3 protein-coding genes are annotated in these 15,886 nt (G+C 74.5%); all 3 read right to left on the bottom strand.

Annotated features, from left to right (window positions below; genetic code table 11):
- Positions 1-11: 11 nt before the first annotated feature.
- The 3 genes from ACIP4P_RS04600 to ACIP4P_RS04610 all read right to left on the bottom strand — a co-directional run bounded on the left by ACIP4P_RS04600 (position 12) and on the right by ACIP4P_RS04610 (position 15,836).
- Positions 12-1,034: an aminotransferase class I/II-fold pyridoxal phosphate-dependent enzyme gene (locus ACIP4P_RS04600; RefSeq protein WP_350515742.1), complete on the bottom strand. Its 1,023-nt coding sequence runs from the start codon at positions 1,032-1,034 to the stop codon at positions 12-14.
- Positions 1,034-2,080 carry an SAM-dependent methyltransferase gene (locus ACIP4P_RS04605; protein ID WP_400914721.1) on the bottom strand — a complete coding sequence of 349 codons (1,047 nt, stop codon included), beginning with the start codon at positions 2,078-2,080 and terminating at the stop codon, positions 1,034-1,036. Before ACIP4P_RS04605 ends, ACIP4P_RS04600 begins: the two co-directional genes overlap by 1 nt.
- Positions 2,081-2,195: 115 nt before the next feature.
- Entirely contained in the window at positions 2,196-15,836 is a 13,641-nt protein-coding gene (locus ACIP4P_RS04610; RefSeq protein WP_400914723.1) for an amino acid adenylation domain-containing protein, read from the bottom strand.
- Positions 15,837-15,886 lie beyond the last annotated feature (50 nt).

Raw genomic sequence — 15,886 nt, forward strand, 5'->3', positions numbered from 1 at the left:
GATGGTGCGGACTAGCGGGGTGCGGTGACGGTTCCGGCGGCCCGGGTGAAGGCCTCGATCACGGCGTCGTTGGCGTCCTTTTCGCCGACGGCGATCCGGATGCCCCGGCCCGGGTAGAAGCGGACGGCCACCCCGAGCCGCTCCAGTTCCGCCCTGACCGGGCCCTCGTCACCGGGGGCCTCGACCCAGAGGAAGTTGGTCAGGCTCGGCGGCACCGATCGTCCCAGGGTGAGGAGTTCGGCCCGCACCCGGTCCCGCTCGGCGGCGATCTCGGCGATCCGCCGGGCCACCTCCTCGCGGGCCTCGACCGCGGCCCGCAGGCCCGCCTCCTGGAGCCGGTTGACCGCGTACGGGACCTGGACGGCCCGGACGCGCCGGGCCACCGACTCCTCGGCGATCGCGTAGCCGATCCGCAGCGCGGCCAGCCCGTGCGACTTGGAGAGGGTGCGCAGCACCACCAGGTTGGGCCACTCGGCGATCCGGGCCGACGGCTCCGGAGCCTCCCAGCCCTGCGCGAAGTCGACGTAGGCCTCGTCCAGCAGCACCAGCGCGGTGGCCGGGACCTGCCGGAGGAAGGCGGTCAGCTCCGCCCAGGAGTACACCGTGCCGGTCGGGTTGTGCGGGTTGCACAGCACGACGATCCGGGTGCGGCCGTCCAACTGCCGCGCCATCGCGGCCAGGTCGTGCCGGGCGTCCGGGCCCAGCGGGACGGCCCGGGCCTCGGCGCCGGCGATCCCGCAGAACAGCGGGTACGCGTCGAAGCAGGGGTCCGAGTGCACCACGTTGTCGCCGGGGCGCACGACCGAGTGGAAGAGGTCCAGGGCCACGCCCGCCGAGCCGTGGCCGACCACGACCTGCCCGGCCGGGACGCCCTGCCAGTCGGCGACGATCCCGGCGAACCGCTCCGGACGGAAGTCCGGGTAGCGGTTCAGGTCCGAGACCGCCCCGGCCAGGGCGGCCAGCACGGACGGCAGCGGCGGGTACGGGTGCTCGTTCTGGGCCAGCAGGTGTCCGGCCGCGGCGGCGCCCGCCATCAGTCGGCCTGCAGCACGTAGAGCCAGGAGTGCGGGGTGGCCAGCGCCTCGACCCGGTCGATCCGCAGCCCGGCGTCGGCGAACAGCTGCTCGTAGGTCTCCTTGGTGTGCAGCGGCACGCCCATCATCGCGTGGGCCAGTTCGAAGCCGACCGAGAAGACCGGCATCGCGCTCTGGGACTCGCCCGGGCCGCGCAGCATGGTGTCGCCGAGCACGAAGGTGCGGGCCTTCGGGAAGGCCTCGCGCATCCGGGTGAAGATCGAGGAGCGGGTGGTCGGGTCGGCCAGCAGGTCGTGCAGCAGGAAGAAGCTCATCACGGTGTCGACCTCGGCCACCTCGGCGGCCTCGGCGTCGTTGTCGATCTGGGTGCCCAGCAGGCCCAGCACGTCGGCCCGGACGGCGGTGACCCGGTCCTGCATCCCGGCCGCGGCGATGTCGGCGCGGGCGATGTCGGTGGCCGGACGGCTGATGTCGATGCCCAGACCGCGGCTGCCCTCGCGCTGGGAGACCACCCGGCGGACCCGGGCGGAGGTGCCGCTGCCCAGGTCGGCGATGGTGCGGAAGTCGATGGCGGAGAGCACGTCGGTGAGTTGCGCGGCGAACAGCGACTGGTCGCACTGGGCGGAGCCGAGGGCGACCATCGCCTCGTCGCGGAAGACGTCGCCGTTGTAGTGGTGCGAGCCGGTGCTCAGGTGGCCGGCCCGGCCGAACACGTCGTGGTAGCCGCCGACGGCCCAGGTGAAGTAGCCGCGGGCGGCGGCGATCTCGATGCCCGCCTCGGTGGGCAGGTAGCCGGCGCCGTCGGCCTTGAGGTAGCCGTAGTCGGTGGCGGCGCGCAGCACGGCCTCGGTGCGGGCGGTGTCACCGGACTCGGCGGTGATCTCGGTGGCGGAGAGCGCCTCGCCGCGGCCGAGCCGCTCCAGGACGCCGATCCGGTCGAGCGCGAAGATCACGTTGGCGGCGATGAAACCGTTGTAGGCGTCGGTCGACGAGATCGGCGCCGGGGTGATGCCGCGCCAGGTGTCGGGGATGACGGCAGACTGCATCGGTGGTGTCCATTCCTCGGGGTGGGCCGGGTCGCGGCCGCTGGGCGTGGTGGTGCGGGGGTGTCGCGGTGGTGCGGTCTCGCGGTGGTGCGGGGGGTCCGTGCGGCGGGGGGTCTCAGGGGTGGGGCGTGGGGTCCGGCGCCCGGCCGCGCAGCCGGTCGGCGAGCACCGGGCCGATGACCGCGAGCGCCTCCGCGCCGGTCATCGCGCCGTGGGTGCTCGGCACTTCGTGGATCTCCAGCCGGCCGCCCACGTGGGGCCGCCAGCTCTCCGGGTCGGGGGCGTCGGCCGGGCGGTCCTTGGCGGCGACGAAGACCAGCGCGTCGCCGTCGTAGCCGGCCGGTTGGGCGTCACCGGTCAGGGCCAGGTTGGCGAGGAAGACCTCGACCACCCGGGCCACCCCGGCGCCGCTCAGCCCGGCCAGCGGGCCGTCGCCGTGCCGGACCAGCTCGGCGAAGCCCGCCTCGTCGGCCGGCCAGGCGGTGATCTCGCCGGCCTGCTGGCCGAGCGAGGCGAGGATCGCGGCGAGCAGCGCCGGGTCCCGGTCGGGCCCGTCCCCGGCGTCCCCGGCGTACTCGTCCAGCTCCGGGTAGCCGTCCAGCACGGCGAGCAGTTCGACCCGCTCGCCCTGCTCGCGCAGCAGCGCCGCCATCGCGTGGGCGACCGGGCCGCCGAAGGACCAGCCGAGCAGGGCGTACGGGCCCTCGGGGCGCACCGAGCGCAGTTCCGCGAGGTAGCGGTGGGCCAGCTCCGCCAGGCCGGTCGGGTGGCGGTCCAGGTCGGCCAGCCCGGGGGCCTGGAGGCCGTAGACCGGCTGCTCGGCGTCCAGGTGGCGCAGCAGCCCGGTGTACACCCAGCTGATCCCGGCCGCCGGGTGCACGCAGAACAGCGGCGGGCGCGAGCCCCGGGTGCGCAGCGGCAGCAGCACCGGGAAGTCCTCCTCGGCGGCGGTGCCGCCCCGGGCCCCGGTCAGCAGGTCGGCCAGCCCGGCGACGGTCGGGGCCTGGAACAGCGCCCGGACGCCGAGCCGGTCCGTGCCGGTCAGCTCGCGCATCCCGGCGACCAGCCGCCCGGCCAGCAGCGAGTGGCCGCCCAGTTCGAAGAAGTTGTCGTCGATGCCGACCCGCTCCAGGCCGAGCAGATCGGCGAACAGCCCGCAGAGCACCTCCTCCAGCGGGGTGCGCGGCCCCCGGCCGCCGCCGGCCCGGCCCGGCTCGGGGGCGGGCAGCGCCCGCTCGTCGAGCTTGCCGTTGGGCGTCAGCGGCAGCCGCTCCAGCGGTACCAGGGCGGCGGGCAGCATGTAGTCCGGCAGTTCGGCGGCCAGCCGGGTGCGCAGCGCGTCCAGGTCCAGCGGGCCGGCGTCCGGGGCCGGGACGAGGTAGCCGACCAGGCGCTTGTCGCCCGGGGCGTCCTCGCGCACCACCACGGCGGCCGAGGCCACCTCCGGGCGGCGGCTGAGCACCGAGCCGATCTCGCCGAGCTCGATCCGGAAGCCGCGGATCTTCACCTGGGCGTCGATCCGGCCCAGGTACTCCAGTTCGCCGTCGGCCGTCCAGCGGGCCAGGTCGCCGGTGCGGTACATCCGGGTGCCGGGGGCGCCGTACGGGTCGGCGACGAAGCGCTCGGCGGTCAGCGCCGGGCGGCCCAGGTAGCCGCGGGCGAGCCCGGCGCCGGCCACGTACAGTTCGCCGGGCACCCCGGCGGGCACCGGGCGCAGTCGGGGGTCCAGCAGGTAGAGCCGCAGGTCCGGGATGCCCGCGCCGATCAGCGAGCGGGACTGCCCGGCGGCGGTGGCCCGCTCCAGCGGGCGGTAGGAGACGTGCACCGTGGTCTCGGTGATGCCGTACATGTTGACCAGGACCGGCGCGTCCTCGGCGTGCAGGGCGTACCAGGGGGCCAGCCGGGCCAGGTCGAGCGCCTCGCCGCCGAACACCACCCGGCGCAGCGCGAGTCGCCCGCCGAGCTCGGGGTCCTCCTGGTCGGCCTGCATCAACTGGTAGAAGGCGGACGGGGTCTGGTTGAGGAAGGTGACCCGCTCGCGGACCAGCAGCTCCAGGAACTCCCGGGGCGAGCGGCTGGTCTCGAAGGGCACCACGACCAGGCTGCCGCCGTGCAGCAGCGCGCCCCACAGCTCCCAGACCGAGAAGTCGAAGGCGTAGGAGTGGAACAGCGTCCAGACGTCCTGCGGGCCCGGGGCGAACCAGTGGTCGGTGGCGGCGAACAGCCGGGCGACGTTGGCGTGCGGGACCACCACGCCCTTCGGGCGGCCGGTCGAGCCCGAGGTGTAGATGACGTACGCCGGGTGGTCCGGGCCGAGGGCGGGAGAGGGGGCCTCGGCGGACGCGCGGTCCAGCCCGGCGGCCGTCTCCGGGGTGTCGAGCAGCAGCAACGGGAGCCCCGCGTCCGGCAGTCGGGCGGCGGTCGCGGTGGTGGTGAGCAGCAGCTCGGGGGCCGAGTCGCGCAGGGTGTAGGCGATCCGGTCGGCCGGGTAGTCCGGGTCGATCGGCAGGTAGGCGCCGCCGGCCTTGAGGACGGCGAGCACCGCGACCACCAGCTCCACCGAGCGCGGCAGCGCCAGCGCCACCAGCCGCTCGGGGCCGACGCCGTGGGCGGTGAGCAGGTGGGCCAGCCGGTTCGCCCGGGCGTCGAGCTCGGCGTAGCTGACCCGCTCGTCCCGGTGGACCACCGCGACGGCCTGCGGGGTGCGGGCCGCCTGGGCGGCGAACAGGGCGGGGACGGTGCGGAGTTCGGGGTGCCGGTCGGGGTTCCGGTCGGGTAGGTCCGGGAGCTGTTCGGGGCGGCTCCAGCGGTCCAGGATCAGGCTCCGCTCGGCCGGGTCGAGGATCTCCGCCTCGCCGACCGGGCGGGCCGGGTCGGCCACCAGGGCGGCGAGCAGCCGGGCGAAGCGCCCGCCGATCGCCGTCACCGTGCCGGGGTCGAACAGCTCCTCGGCGAACTCCACCACCACGCCGATCCCGGCCGGTGTGCCGTCCACGGCCAGCTGCTCGCTGAAGCCGAAGGCCAGGTCGAACTTGGCGAGTTCGGCGACCGCCGGCTCCACCCGGGCGGGCAGTCCGGCGAAGGTGAGGGCGGTCGCGGGGGTGGTCGCCGGTGCGGCTGTCGGGGCGGTCTCCGGCCCGGTCGGCGGTCCGGTCGGCGCCTCGGCGGCGCCGAAGGTCAGCAGCACCTGGAACAGCGGGTGCCGGGCCGTCGAGCGGGCCGGGTTGAGCACCTCGACCAGGCGCTCGAAGGGCACGTCCTGGTGCTCGAAGGCGTCCAGATTGGTCCGCCGCACCCGCTCCAGCAGCTCGTGGAAGCTCGGGTCGCCGGAGAGGTCGGCGCGCAGGACGAGGGTGTTGACGAAGAAGCCGATCAGGTCGTCCAGCGCCTCGTCGGTGCGGCCCGCGATCGGGGTGCCGAGCGGGATGTCGGTGCCCGCGCCCAGCCGGTTCAGGGTGGCGGCCAGTGCGGCCTGCACCACCATGAACACGCTGGACCGGCTGGCCCGGGCCAACTCGGCGACGGCGGCGTGCAGTTCGGCCGGGATCCGGAGCTCGACGGTGTCCCCGCGGTGGTTCGGCAGCAGCGGCCGCTTGCGGTCGTGGGGGAGCGTCAGCTCCTCCGGGAGCCCGGCCAGGGCCGTCCGCCAGTAGGAGAGTTGGGCGTGCTCGATGCCGTCGGGGTCGTCCTCGGCGCCGAGCAGTTCGCGCTGCCAGAGCGCGTAGTCGGCGTACTGGACGGGCAGCGGCTGCCACTGCGGTGCGCCGCCGGCGAGGCGGGCCCGGTAGGCGGTGTCCAGGTCGCGCAGCAGCGGTCCGACGGACCAGCCGTCGCTGACGATGTGGTGCATCAGCACCAGCAGCACGTGCTCGTCCGCGGGCAGGGAGAACAGCCGGGCGCGGATCGGCAGGTCCTCGGCCAGGTCGAAGGACTCCCGGCCCGCCTCCGCCAGGGCGGCCCGCAGGGCCTCCTCGTCGGCGACCTGGTGGGCGCGCAGCTCGATCCGGGCGCGGTCCGCGATCAGCTGGTGGGGACGGCCGTCGGCGACGGGGAAGGTGGTGCGCAGCACCTCGTGCCGGTCGACCAGGTCGGTCAGCGCCGCGGCCAGCGCGGCGGGGTCGACGGCGCCGGTCAGCCGGAGTGCGAAGGGGGTGTTGTAGAGCGCGCTCGGGCCCTCGAACTGGTCGATGAACCACAGCCGTTGCTGGGCGGCGGAGAGCGGGACCAGCGCCGGGCGCTCCCGGGGCAGCAGCCGGGCCCGCACCGGCCCGGCCTGCTCGCCGAGGTGCTCGGCCAGGGCGGCGACGGTGGGGTGGTCGAAGAGGGTGCGGATCGGGACCTCGGTGTCGAGGACGGTGCGGATCCGGCTGATCAGCTTGGTGGCGAGCAGCGAGTGGCCGCCGAGGTCGAAGAAGCCGTCGTCGATGCCGACGGCGGGCAGCCCGAGGGTCTCGGCGAAGAGCCCGCAGAGCGCCCGCTCGGTGCCGGTGCGGGGCGCCCGGCCCTCCGCCGCCCCGGAGTAGTCGGGGGCGGGCAGCGCGCGGCGGTCGACCTTGCCGTTGGCGGTGACCGGCAGCGCGTCCAGGGTGACGATCGCGGCCGGGAGCATGTAGGCCGGCAGCCGGTCGGTGAGGAAGGTGCGCAGCTCACCGGGGGTGGTGCCGTCGGTGAGGGTGACGTAGGCGACCAGGCGCTTGTCCCCGGGCCGGTCCTCGCGGACCAGGGCCACCGCGTGGCCCACCGTCGGGTGGGCGGCGAGCGCGGCCTCCACCTCGGCGGGCTCGATCCGGAAGCCGCGGATCTTGACCTGGTCGTCGGTGCGGCCGAGGAACTCCAGGACGCCGTCGGCGGTGCGGCGGACGATGTCGCCGGTGCGGTACATCCTTTCGCCCTTGCCGCCGAACGGGCAGGCCGTGAAGCGCTCGGCGGTCAGCGCCGGGCGGCCGACGTAGCCGCGGGCCAGGCCGTTGCCCGCGAGGTACAGCTCGCCGGGCACCCCCACCGGGACGGGCTGGAGCACGTCGTCCAGCACGTACGCCCGGGTGTTCGCCAGCGGGCGGCCGAGCGGCACCACGGCCGGGACCTCCCCGCCGGGCGACATGGTGAAGGTGGTCTTGATGGCGGTGGTCTCGGTCGGCGCGTAGACCGCGACCACGTCCGTCTCCGGGCAGGCCCGGAACAGCTGCCGGACCGCCTCCGGGGGCACCACGTCACCGCCGGTCCACACCTGCCGCACCGCGCGGAACGCCTCCGGGGCCTCCTCGGCCAGCAGCCGCAGCAGCCCGGAGGGCGCCTGCACCAGGGTGACGCCGTGCCGGGTGACGGTCGCGGCCAGCGCGGTCAGGTCGAGCTGCCCGGGCGCGGCCAGCACGATCCGTCCGCCGGTCACCAGCGGCGCCCACACCTCGGTGGTGGAGGCGTCGAAGGCGGTGGGCGAGTGCAGCAGCACGGCCTCGTGGTGGCCCTGGTGGAAGTGCCGGTTGGCCAGCAGGTCGACCACGTTGCGGTGGGTCACCGCGACGCCCTTGGGGATGCCGGTCGAGCCCGAGGTGTACATCACGTACAGCAGCTGGCCGGGGTGGGCGCGCCGGCCGGCCGGGGCCTCGGTGACGGCGCGGAGCCCGGTGGCCCCGCGGGCCTCGGTGACGTCCAGGGCGAGCAGGTCGGCGTCGTCGAGCGCCGGGTGCCCGCGGTGCGCCGGGTCGACCAGCACCAGCCGGGCCCGGGTGTCGGCGAGGATGTGCCGCATCCGGTCCAGCGGGTAGCGGGTGTCCAGCGGGACGTAGGTGCCGCCCGCCTTGGTGACCGCGAGGATCGCCGTCACCAGGTCGGCCGAGCGGTCCATCAGGATCGCGACCGGCTCCTCCATCGCCAGCCCGCGGGCCAGCAGGACGGCCGCCAGGGTGCCGGCCCGGGCGTCGAGTTCGGCGTAGCTGAGCCGTTCGGTGTCGGAGACCACGGCGACGGCCGCCGGGGTGGCCGCGGCCTGGGCCTCGAACAGCTCGGCCAGGGTGGTGTCGGCGACCGGGGCGGCGGTGTCGTTCCAGCCGGTGAGCAGCCGGGACCGCTCGGCCGGGTCGAGGATGTCGATCGCGCCGATGGGTGCGTCGGGGGCGGCGGCGGCCGCCACCAGGACGCGCAGCAGCCGCTCGGTGAGGGTGGTGACGGTGGCGTGGTCGAAGAGGTCCGCGGCGTACTCGACGGCCGCTGCCACGCCGAGCGGCGTGCCGTCCTCGCCGTGGCGTTCGGTGAAGTTGAAGTTCAGGTCGAAGTGCGCCTGGGACTCGCCGCCGCCCTCCAACACTCCGCTCGCCCCACTCTCCCCTCCGAGGGAGAGCACCGGCGCGGGGCCGCTGTTGACGGTGAGGACGGTCTGGAAGAGCGGGTGGCGGGCCGGGGTGCGGGTGGGGTTGAGCTGCTCGACCAGCCGCTCGAAGGGGACGCCCTGGTGCTCGAAGGCGTCCAGGTCGTGCCGGCGGACGCGGTCGAGGAGTTCGCGGAAGCCGGGGTTGCCGCTGGTGTCGGTGCGCAGGACCAGGGTGTTGACGAAGAAGCCGACCAGGTCGTCGAGGGCGCCGTCGGTGCGTCCGGCGACCGGGGTGCCGAGCGGCAGGTCGGTGCCGGCGCCGAGCCGGGTGTAGAGGGTGGCGACGGCGGCCTGCAGCACCATGAACAGGCTGGCCCGGTTGGTGGTGGCCAACTCGGTGAGCCGCTGGTGCAGTTGAGGATCCAGTCGGTACTCGACCGTACCGGCACGGTGGCTCGGGGTGGCCGGGCGCGGGCGGTCGTAGGGGAGCTCCAGCTCCTCCGGCGCTCCGGCCAAGGACTGCTGCCAGTGGGCGAGTTGCTCGGTCAGCAGCGCGCTGGGCCGGTCCTCGGCGCCGAGCAGCTCGCGCTGCCAGAGGGTGTAGTCGGCGTACTGGACGGGCAGCGGCTCCCACTGCGGCGCGCCGCCGTCGAGGCGGGCCCGGTAGGCGGTGGTGAGGTCGCGCAGCAGCGGGCCGACGGACCAGCCGTCGCTGGCGATGTGGTGCAGCAGCAGGACCAGGGCGTGCCGGTCGGCGCCGAGCGAGAACAGCGACACCCGGATCGGCAGGTCCTCGGCGAGCCGGAACACCTCGCCGGTGGCGGCGGCCACGGCGGCGGCCAACTCCTCCTCGTCGGCGACCTGGTGGGTGCGGAGCTCGACCCGGGCGCGGTCCGCGACCAGCTGGTGGGGGCGGCCGTCGGCGACGGGGAAGGTGGTGCGCAGCACCTCGTGCCGGTCGACCAGGTCGGTCAGGGCCGCGCTGAGTGCGGCGGGGTCGACGGAACCGGTGAGGTGGGCCACGAAGGGGGTGTTGTAGAGCGCGCTCGGGCCCTCGAACTGGTCGATGAACCACAGGCGTTGCTGGGCGGGGGAGAGCGGGACGCGCTCGGGCCGCTCGGCCGGGCGCAGGGCCGGGCGGGCCGGGCCGGGGGTGGGCAGGGCGGCGGCGAGGGCGGCGATGGTGGGGTGGTCGAAGAGGGTGCGGATCGGCAGTTCGGCGCCGAGGACGGTGCGGATCCGACTGGTCAGTTTGATGGCGAGCAGCGAGTGGCCGCCGAGGTCGAAGAAGTCGTCGTCGATGCCGACGGCGGGCAGGCCGAGGATCTCGGCGAAGAGTGCGCAGAGGGCCTGTTCGGTGTCGGTGCGGGGGGTGCGGCCCTCGGGGGCGCCGGTGTGGTCGGGGGCGGGGAGGGCGCGGCGGTCGATCTTGCCGTTGGGGGTGACGGGCAGGGCGTCGAGGATCACCACGGCGGCGGGGAGCATGTAGGCGGGGAGCCGGTCGGTGGCGAAGGTGCGCAGTTCGCCGGGGGTGGTGTCGTCGGCGGTGGTGAGGTAGGCGACGAGGCGCTTGTCGCCGGGTCGGTCCTCGCGGACCAGGGCGAGGGCCTGGCGGACGGCGGGGTGGGCGGTGAACGCGGCTTCGACTTCGCCGAGTTCGATCCGGAAGCCGCGGATCTTGACCTGGTCGTCGGCGCGGCCGAGGAACTCCAGGACGCCGTCGGTGGTGCGGCGGACGATGTCGCCGGTGCGGTACATCCTTTCGCCCTTGCCGCCGAAGGGGCAGGCTGTGAAGCGCTCGGCGGTGAGGGCCGGGCGGGCGAGGTAGCCGCGGGCGAGTCCGGCGCCGGCGATGTAGAGCTCGCCGGGCACCCCGGTCGGGACGGGTTGTAGCCCGTCGTCCAGGACGTAGGCCCGGGTGTTCGCCATCGGGCGGCCGATCGGGACGGCGTCCGGAACGGACTCGGCGTCGGGGAGGGGGAGTTGGGTGGCGCAGAGGGTGATCTCGGTGGGGCCGTAGAGCACCCGGACGGCGAGCTCCGGGACGGCCGACAGCACCCGTCGAACGGCCGGTGCGGAGACCAGGTCCCCGCCGGTCAGCACCTCGTGCAGGCCGGTGAAGACGGCGGGGTCCTCCTCGGCGATGACCCGGAACAGTCCGGCGGTGACGTGCACATGGGTGAGATGGTGGGCCCGGACCAGCGTGCCGATGGCGGCCGCGTCCAGGTCGCCCTGGGGTGCGACGACGACCTGGCCGCCGGAGAGCAGCGGGGCCCACAGTTCGTAGGTGGAGGCGTCGAAGGCGTGCGGGGCGTGCAGGAGGACGCGGAGCCCGTCGGGGTGGTGCCAGCTGGGGTCGGAGGCGAGTTGGACCACGTCCCGGTGGGTGATGGCGATGCCCTTGGGTTCTCCGGTGGAGCCGGAGGTGAACATCAGGTAGGCGAGCTGTTCCGGGTGGATCGTCGGCCGGTGGGTCTGTTGCCTGCGTGGTCCGTCGAAGGTCTCGGCGGTGATCGTCAGGACGGGGCAGGGGGCGTCGGTGGCCAGCGGGTGGTCCCGGTGGGCGGTGTCGGTCAGGACGAGGGCGGCCCCGGTGTCGGTGGTGATGTGGTGCAGTCGTTCGGCCGGGTGCCGGTCGTCCAGCGGGACGTAGGTGCCGCCTGCCTTGAGGACGGCCAGCAGGGCGACCACCAGTTCGGCGGAGCGGCTCATCAGCAGCACCACCGGGGTGTCGGTGCCGACCCCGGCGTCGGTGAGCTGGGCGGCCAGGTGTTCGGCGCGGTCGTCGAGTTCGGCGTAGCTCAGCGTTCCGGTCTCGGAGACCACGGCGACGGCGTCGGGGGTGGCGGCCGCCCGGGTCTCGAAGAGCTCGGGCACCGAGCCGGTCGGCAGCTCGGTGACCGGGCCGTGCCAGCTGGTCAGCAGCCGTTCGCGCTCCGCCGGGGCGAGGATCTCGATCGCGCCGATCGGTGCGTCGGGGTCGGCGGCGACGGCGGTCAGGACGCGCAGCAGTCGCTCGGCCAGGGTGGCGACGGTGGTGTGGTCGAAGAGGTCCGCCGCGTACTCGATCGCGCCGGACAGTCCGCCGGGCTCGCCGGTTCCGTTGGGCTCGTCGGTTCCGCCGGGTACACCGGTTCCGCCGGGCTCGGTGAACCCGAAGGACAGGTCGAACTTGGCGACGTTGAGCTCGAACTCCAGCTCATTGCAGTTCAGTTCGCCGAAGGTGCGCGGCGCCGTCGCCTGGTTCTGCAGGGCGATGAGGGTCTGGAAGAGCGGGTGGCGGGCCTGGGTGCGGGTGGGGTTGAGCTGCTCGACCAGGCGCTCGAAGGGGACGTCCTGGTGGTCGAAGGCGTCCAGGTCGGTGCGGCGGACCCGGTCGAGGAGGCGGCGGAAGCTGGGGTTGCCGCTGGTGTCGGTGCGCAGCAGCAGGGTGTTGACGAAGAAGCCGACCAGGTCGTCCAGCGCTTCGTCGGTGCGTCCGGCGACCGGGGTGCCGAGCGGCAGGTCGGTGCCGGCGCCGAGCCGGGTGTAGAGGACGGCGACGGCGGCCTGCAGCACCATGAACAGGCTGGCCTGCTGGGCGGTGGCCAACTCGGTGAGCCGCTGGTGCAGTTCGGCGTCCACGGTGAACTCGACCAGCTCGCCCCGGTGGCTGGGCGTGGCCGGTCGCGGGCGGTCGTACGGGAGCGCCAGCTCCTCCGGGGCGTCGCCCAAGGAGGCCTGCCAGAAGGCGAGTTGCCGCCCGATCAGGCTCGCCGGGTCGTCCTCGGCGCCGAGCAGCTCGCGCTGCCAGAGGGTGTAGTCGGCGTACTGGACGGGCAGTGGCTCCCACTGCGGCGCGGCTCCGGAGCAGCGGGCCCGGTAGGCCTCGCCCAGGTCGCGGAAGAGCGGGGCGACGGACCAGCCGTCGCTGGCGATGTGGTGCAGCAGTACCAGCAGCACGTGCTGCTCGTCGTCCAGCGAGAACAGCTCGGCCCGGAGCGGCAGTTCGGCGGACAGGTCGAAGGCGTGGGCGTTCGCCGAGGCCAGCAGGGCGGCGAGTTCGGTCTCGTCGGCGGCCCGGGTGACCGTCAGGGTGGGTACGACGGTGTCGGTGACCAGCTGGTGGGGCTGTCCGTCGCCGGTCGGGAACAGGGTGCGCAGCACCTCGTGCCGGTCGACCAGGTCGGCCAGGGCGGCGGTGAGTGCGGCGGGGTCGACGGCGCCGGTCAGCCGGAGCGCGAAGGGGGTGTTGTAGAGCGCGCTCGGGCCCTCGAACTGGTCGATGAACCACAGGCGTTGCTGGGCGTAGGAGAGCGGCACCGACGCCGGGCGCCCGCGCCGCGTCAGCCCGGCCCGGACCGGGGTGGTGTCGGAGCCGAAGTGTTGGGCCAGCGCGGCGATGGTGGGGGTGTCGAACAGGGTGCGGATGGGGAGCTCGGTGCCGAGGGCGGTGCGGATCCGGCTGACGAGTCTGGTGGCGAGCAGGGAGTGCCCGCCGAGGTCGAAGAAGTTGTCGTCGATGCTCACCGTCGCCAACCCGAGGACTTCGGCGAAGAGTTGGCACAGGCTGTGCTCGACGGCGGTGCGGGGCGCCCGGCCGGTGGCGGCGGTGTGGCCGGGGGCGGGCAGGGCGCGGCGGTCGACCTTGCCGTTGGAGGTGACCGGCAGGGCGTCGAGGGTGACGATCGCGGCGGGCACCATGTAGCCGGGCAGTCGTTCGGCGACGAAGGCGCGCAGTTCGTCCAGCGGGGCCGGGCCGGTGACGTAGGCGACCAGGCGCTTGTCACCGGCCTGGTCCTGGCGGACGGTCGCGAAGGCCTGGCGGACGGCCGGGTGGGCGGCGAACGCGGCCTCCACCTCGCCGAGTTCGATCCGGAAGCCGCGCAGCTTGACCTGGTCGTCCGTTCGACCGACGAACTCCAGTTCGCCCGTGGTGGTCCAGCGGACGAGGTCGCCGGTGCGGTACATCCGGCCGCCGGGCTCGCCGTAGGGGCAGGCCACGAAGCGTTCGGCGGTCAGGGTCGGGCGGCCGACGTAGCCGCGGGCCAGGCCGGGACCGGCGAGGTAGAGCTCGCCGCGGACGCCCGCCGGAACGGGGCGCAGGGCGCCGTCCAGCACGTACACCCGGCTGTTGGGCAGCGGACGGCCGATCGGCACCACGGCGGCCGGCACCTGCTCGGGGGAGCTCATCGGGCGGCGGGTGGCGAAGGTGGTGGCCTCCGTCGGCCCGTAGCCGTTGACCACCCGGAGGCCCGGGCAGGCCTGCAGCACCCGGCGGACGGCGGCCGGCGAGACGATGTCCCCGCCCGTCCACAGCTCCCGCATCCCGGCGAAGGACTCCGGGGCCTCGGAGGCCAGCACGTTGAAGAGCCCGGCGGTCATCCAGGCGGCGGTCACCCCGCCGGGTCCGATGGTCGCGGTGAGCTCGCCGATGCCCAGGCGTCCGGCGGGGGCCAGCACCAGGCGGCGGCCGGAGAGCAGCGGCGCCCACAGCTCGTAGGTGGAGGCGTCGAAGGCGGTCGGGGAGTGGACCAGCACGCGGTCGTGGCCGCCGGTGTCGAAGGCCCCGGCGAGGGCGAGGTCGACGATCGAGCGGTGGGTGATGCCGATGCCCTTGGGTACTCCGGTGGAGCCGGAGGTGTGCATCACATAGGCCAACTGGTCGACGGAGAAGCGGAGTCCGAGGTTGTCGGCGGTCTGCTCGCCGACCGCGAGCGTGGTCAGCCCGGCCAGGGCCGGGTGGTCCCGGTCGGTGACGGCGAGGCGCGCGCCGGCGTCGGCGAGGACGGCCCGCAGGCGCTCCTCGGGCTGGGCGTCGTCGAGCGGGACATAGGTTCCGCCGGCCTTGAGGACGGCCAGGACGGCCACCACCAGGGCGGGGGAGCGCTCCAGCAGCACCGCCACCGGGGTCTCGGTGCCGACGCCCGCCGCGACCAGGCGCAGCGCCAACCCGTTGGCCAAGGCGTTGAGTTCGGCGTAGCTCAGTGCGGTGTCGCCCGCGACCAGGGCGACGGCCTCGGGGGTGGCGGCCGCCCGGGCCTCGAACAGCTCGGGCACCGAGCCGGTCGGCAGGTCGGCGACCGGGCCGTTCCAGCCGGTCAGCAGCTGCTCGCGCTCGGCCGGGGCGAGGATCTCGATCGCGCCGATCGGTGCGTGGGGGTCGGCCGCGACCGACCGCAGCACCCGGGCGAGGCGCTCGCCGAGGGTGACGGCGGTGGTGTGGTCGAACAGGTCCGCCGCGTAATCCACCGAGCCGGTCAGGCCGTTGGCCGTGCCGTGGGCGTCGTGCTGCTCGACGAAGGCGAAGGAGAGGTCGAACTTGGCCAGGTGCTGTTCGAGGACGTACTCCCGGGCGGTGAGTCCGGCGAAGTCGGTGGGGAGGTCCTCGTCGCTGTCCAGGGTCAGCATGGTCTGGAACAGCGGGTGCCGGGCCGGGAGACGGGCCGGGTTGAGCTGTTCGACCAGGCGCTCGAAGGGGACGTCCTGGTGGTCGAAGGCGTCCAGGTCGGTGCGGCGGACCCGGGCCAGCAGCTCGCGGAAGCTCGGGTCGCCGGAGGTGTCGGTGCGCAGCACCAGGGTGTTGACGAAGAAGCCGACCAGCTCGTCCAGCGCCTCGTCGGTCCGCCCGGCCACGGCGGTGCCCAGCGGCAGGTCGGTGCCCGCCCCGAGCCGGGTGTACAGCGTGGCCACGGCGGCCTGCAGCACCATGAACAGGCTGGCGCGCTCCTGTGCGGCCAACTCGGCAAGAGCGGTGTGGAGTTCGGCGTCCAGGGTGAGGACGGCGGAGCCGCCGCGGTGGCCGGGCACGGCCGGGCGCGGGCGGTCGGCGGGGAGGTCGAGCTCCTCCGGGCAGTCGGCCAGGACGCCCTGCCAGTAACCGAGTTGGCCGGTCAGGACGCTCTCCGGGTCGTCCTCCTCGCCGAGCAGCTCGCGCTGCCAGAGGGTGTAGTCGGCGTACTGGACGGGCAGCGGCTCCCACTGCGGCGCCGCGGCGGTGAGGCGGGCCCGGTAGGCGGTGGCCAGGTCGCGGAAGAGCGGGGGGACGGACCAGGCGTCGCTGGCGATGTGGTGCATCAGCACCAGCAGCACGTGCTCCCCGGCGGAGAGCGAGAACAGCGTGCAGCGGACGGGCAGTTCGGCCGCCAAGTCGAAGACGTGCCGGATCGCGTCGTCCAGCCGGACGGCGAGTTCGGCCTCGTCGGCGACCGGGACGGCGGTGACCTCGACGGAGGTGACGGCGGGGCCGTCCGGCGCGGTGATCGACTGCTCCGGCCGGCCGTCGGTGCTGGGGAAGGTGGTGCGCAGCACCTCGTGCCGGCCGAGCACGTCGCGCAGGGCGAGGGAGAGCGCGGCCCGGTCGATCTCACCGGTCAGCCGAACGGCGAACGGGGTGTTGTAGAGCGCGCTCGGGCCCTCAAGCTGTTCGATGAACCACAGCCGCTGCTGCGCGAACGACAACGGGATCACGGTCTGCCTCCGACGGATGACGTGCTGAGTGGGGACGTGGCGGTCGGGCC

Source organism: Kitasatospora sp. NPDC089509 (assembly GCF_044749365.1).
GTDB lineage: Bacteria > Actinomycetota > Actinomycetes > Streptomycetales > Streptomycetaceae > Kitasatospora.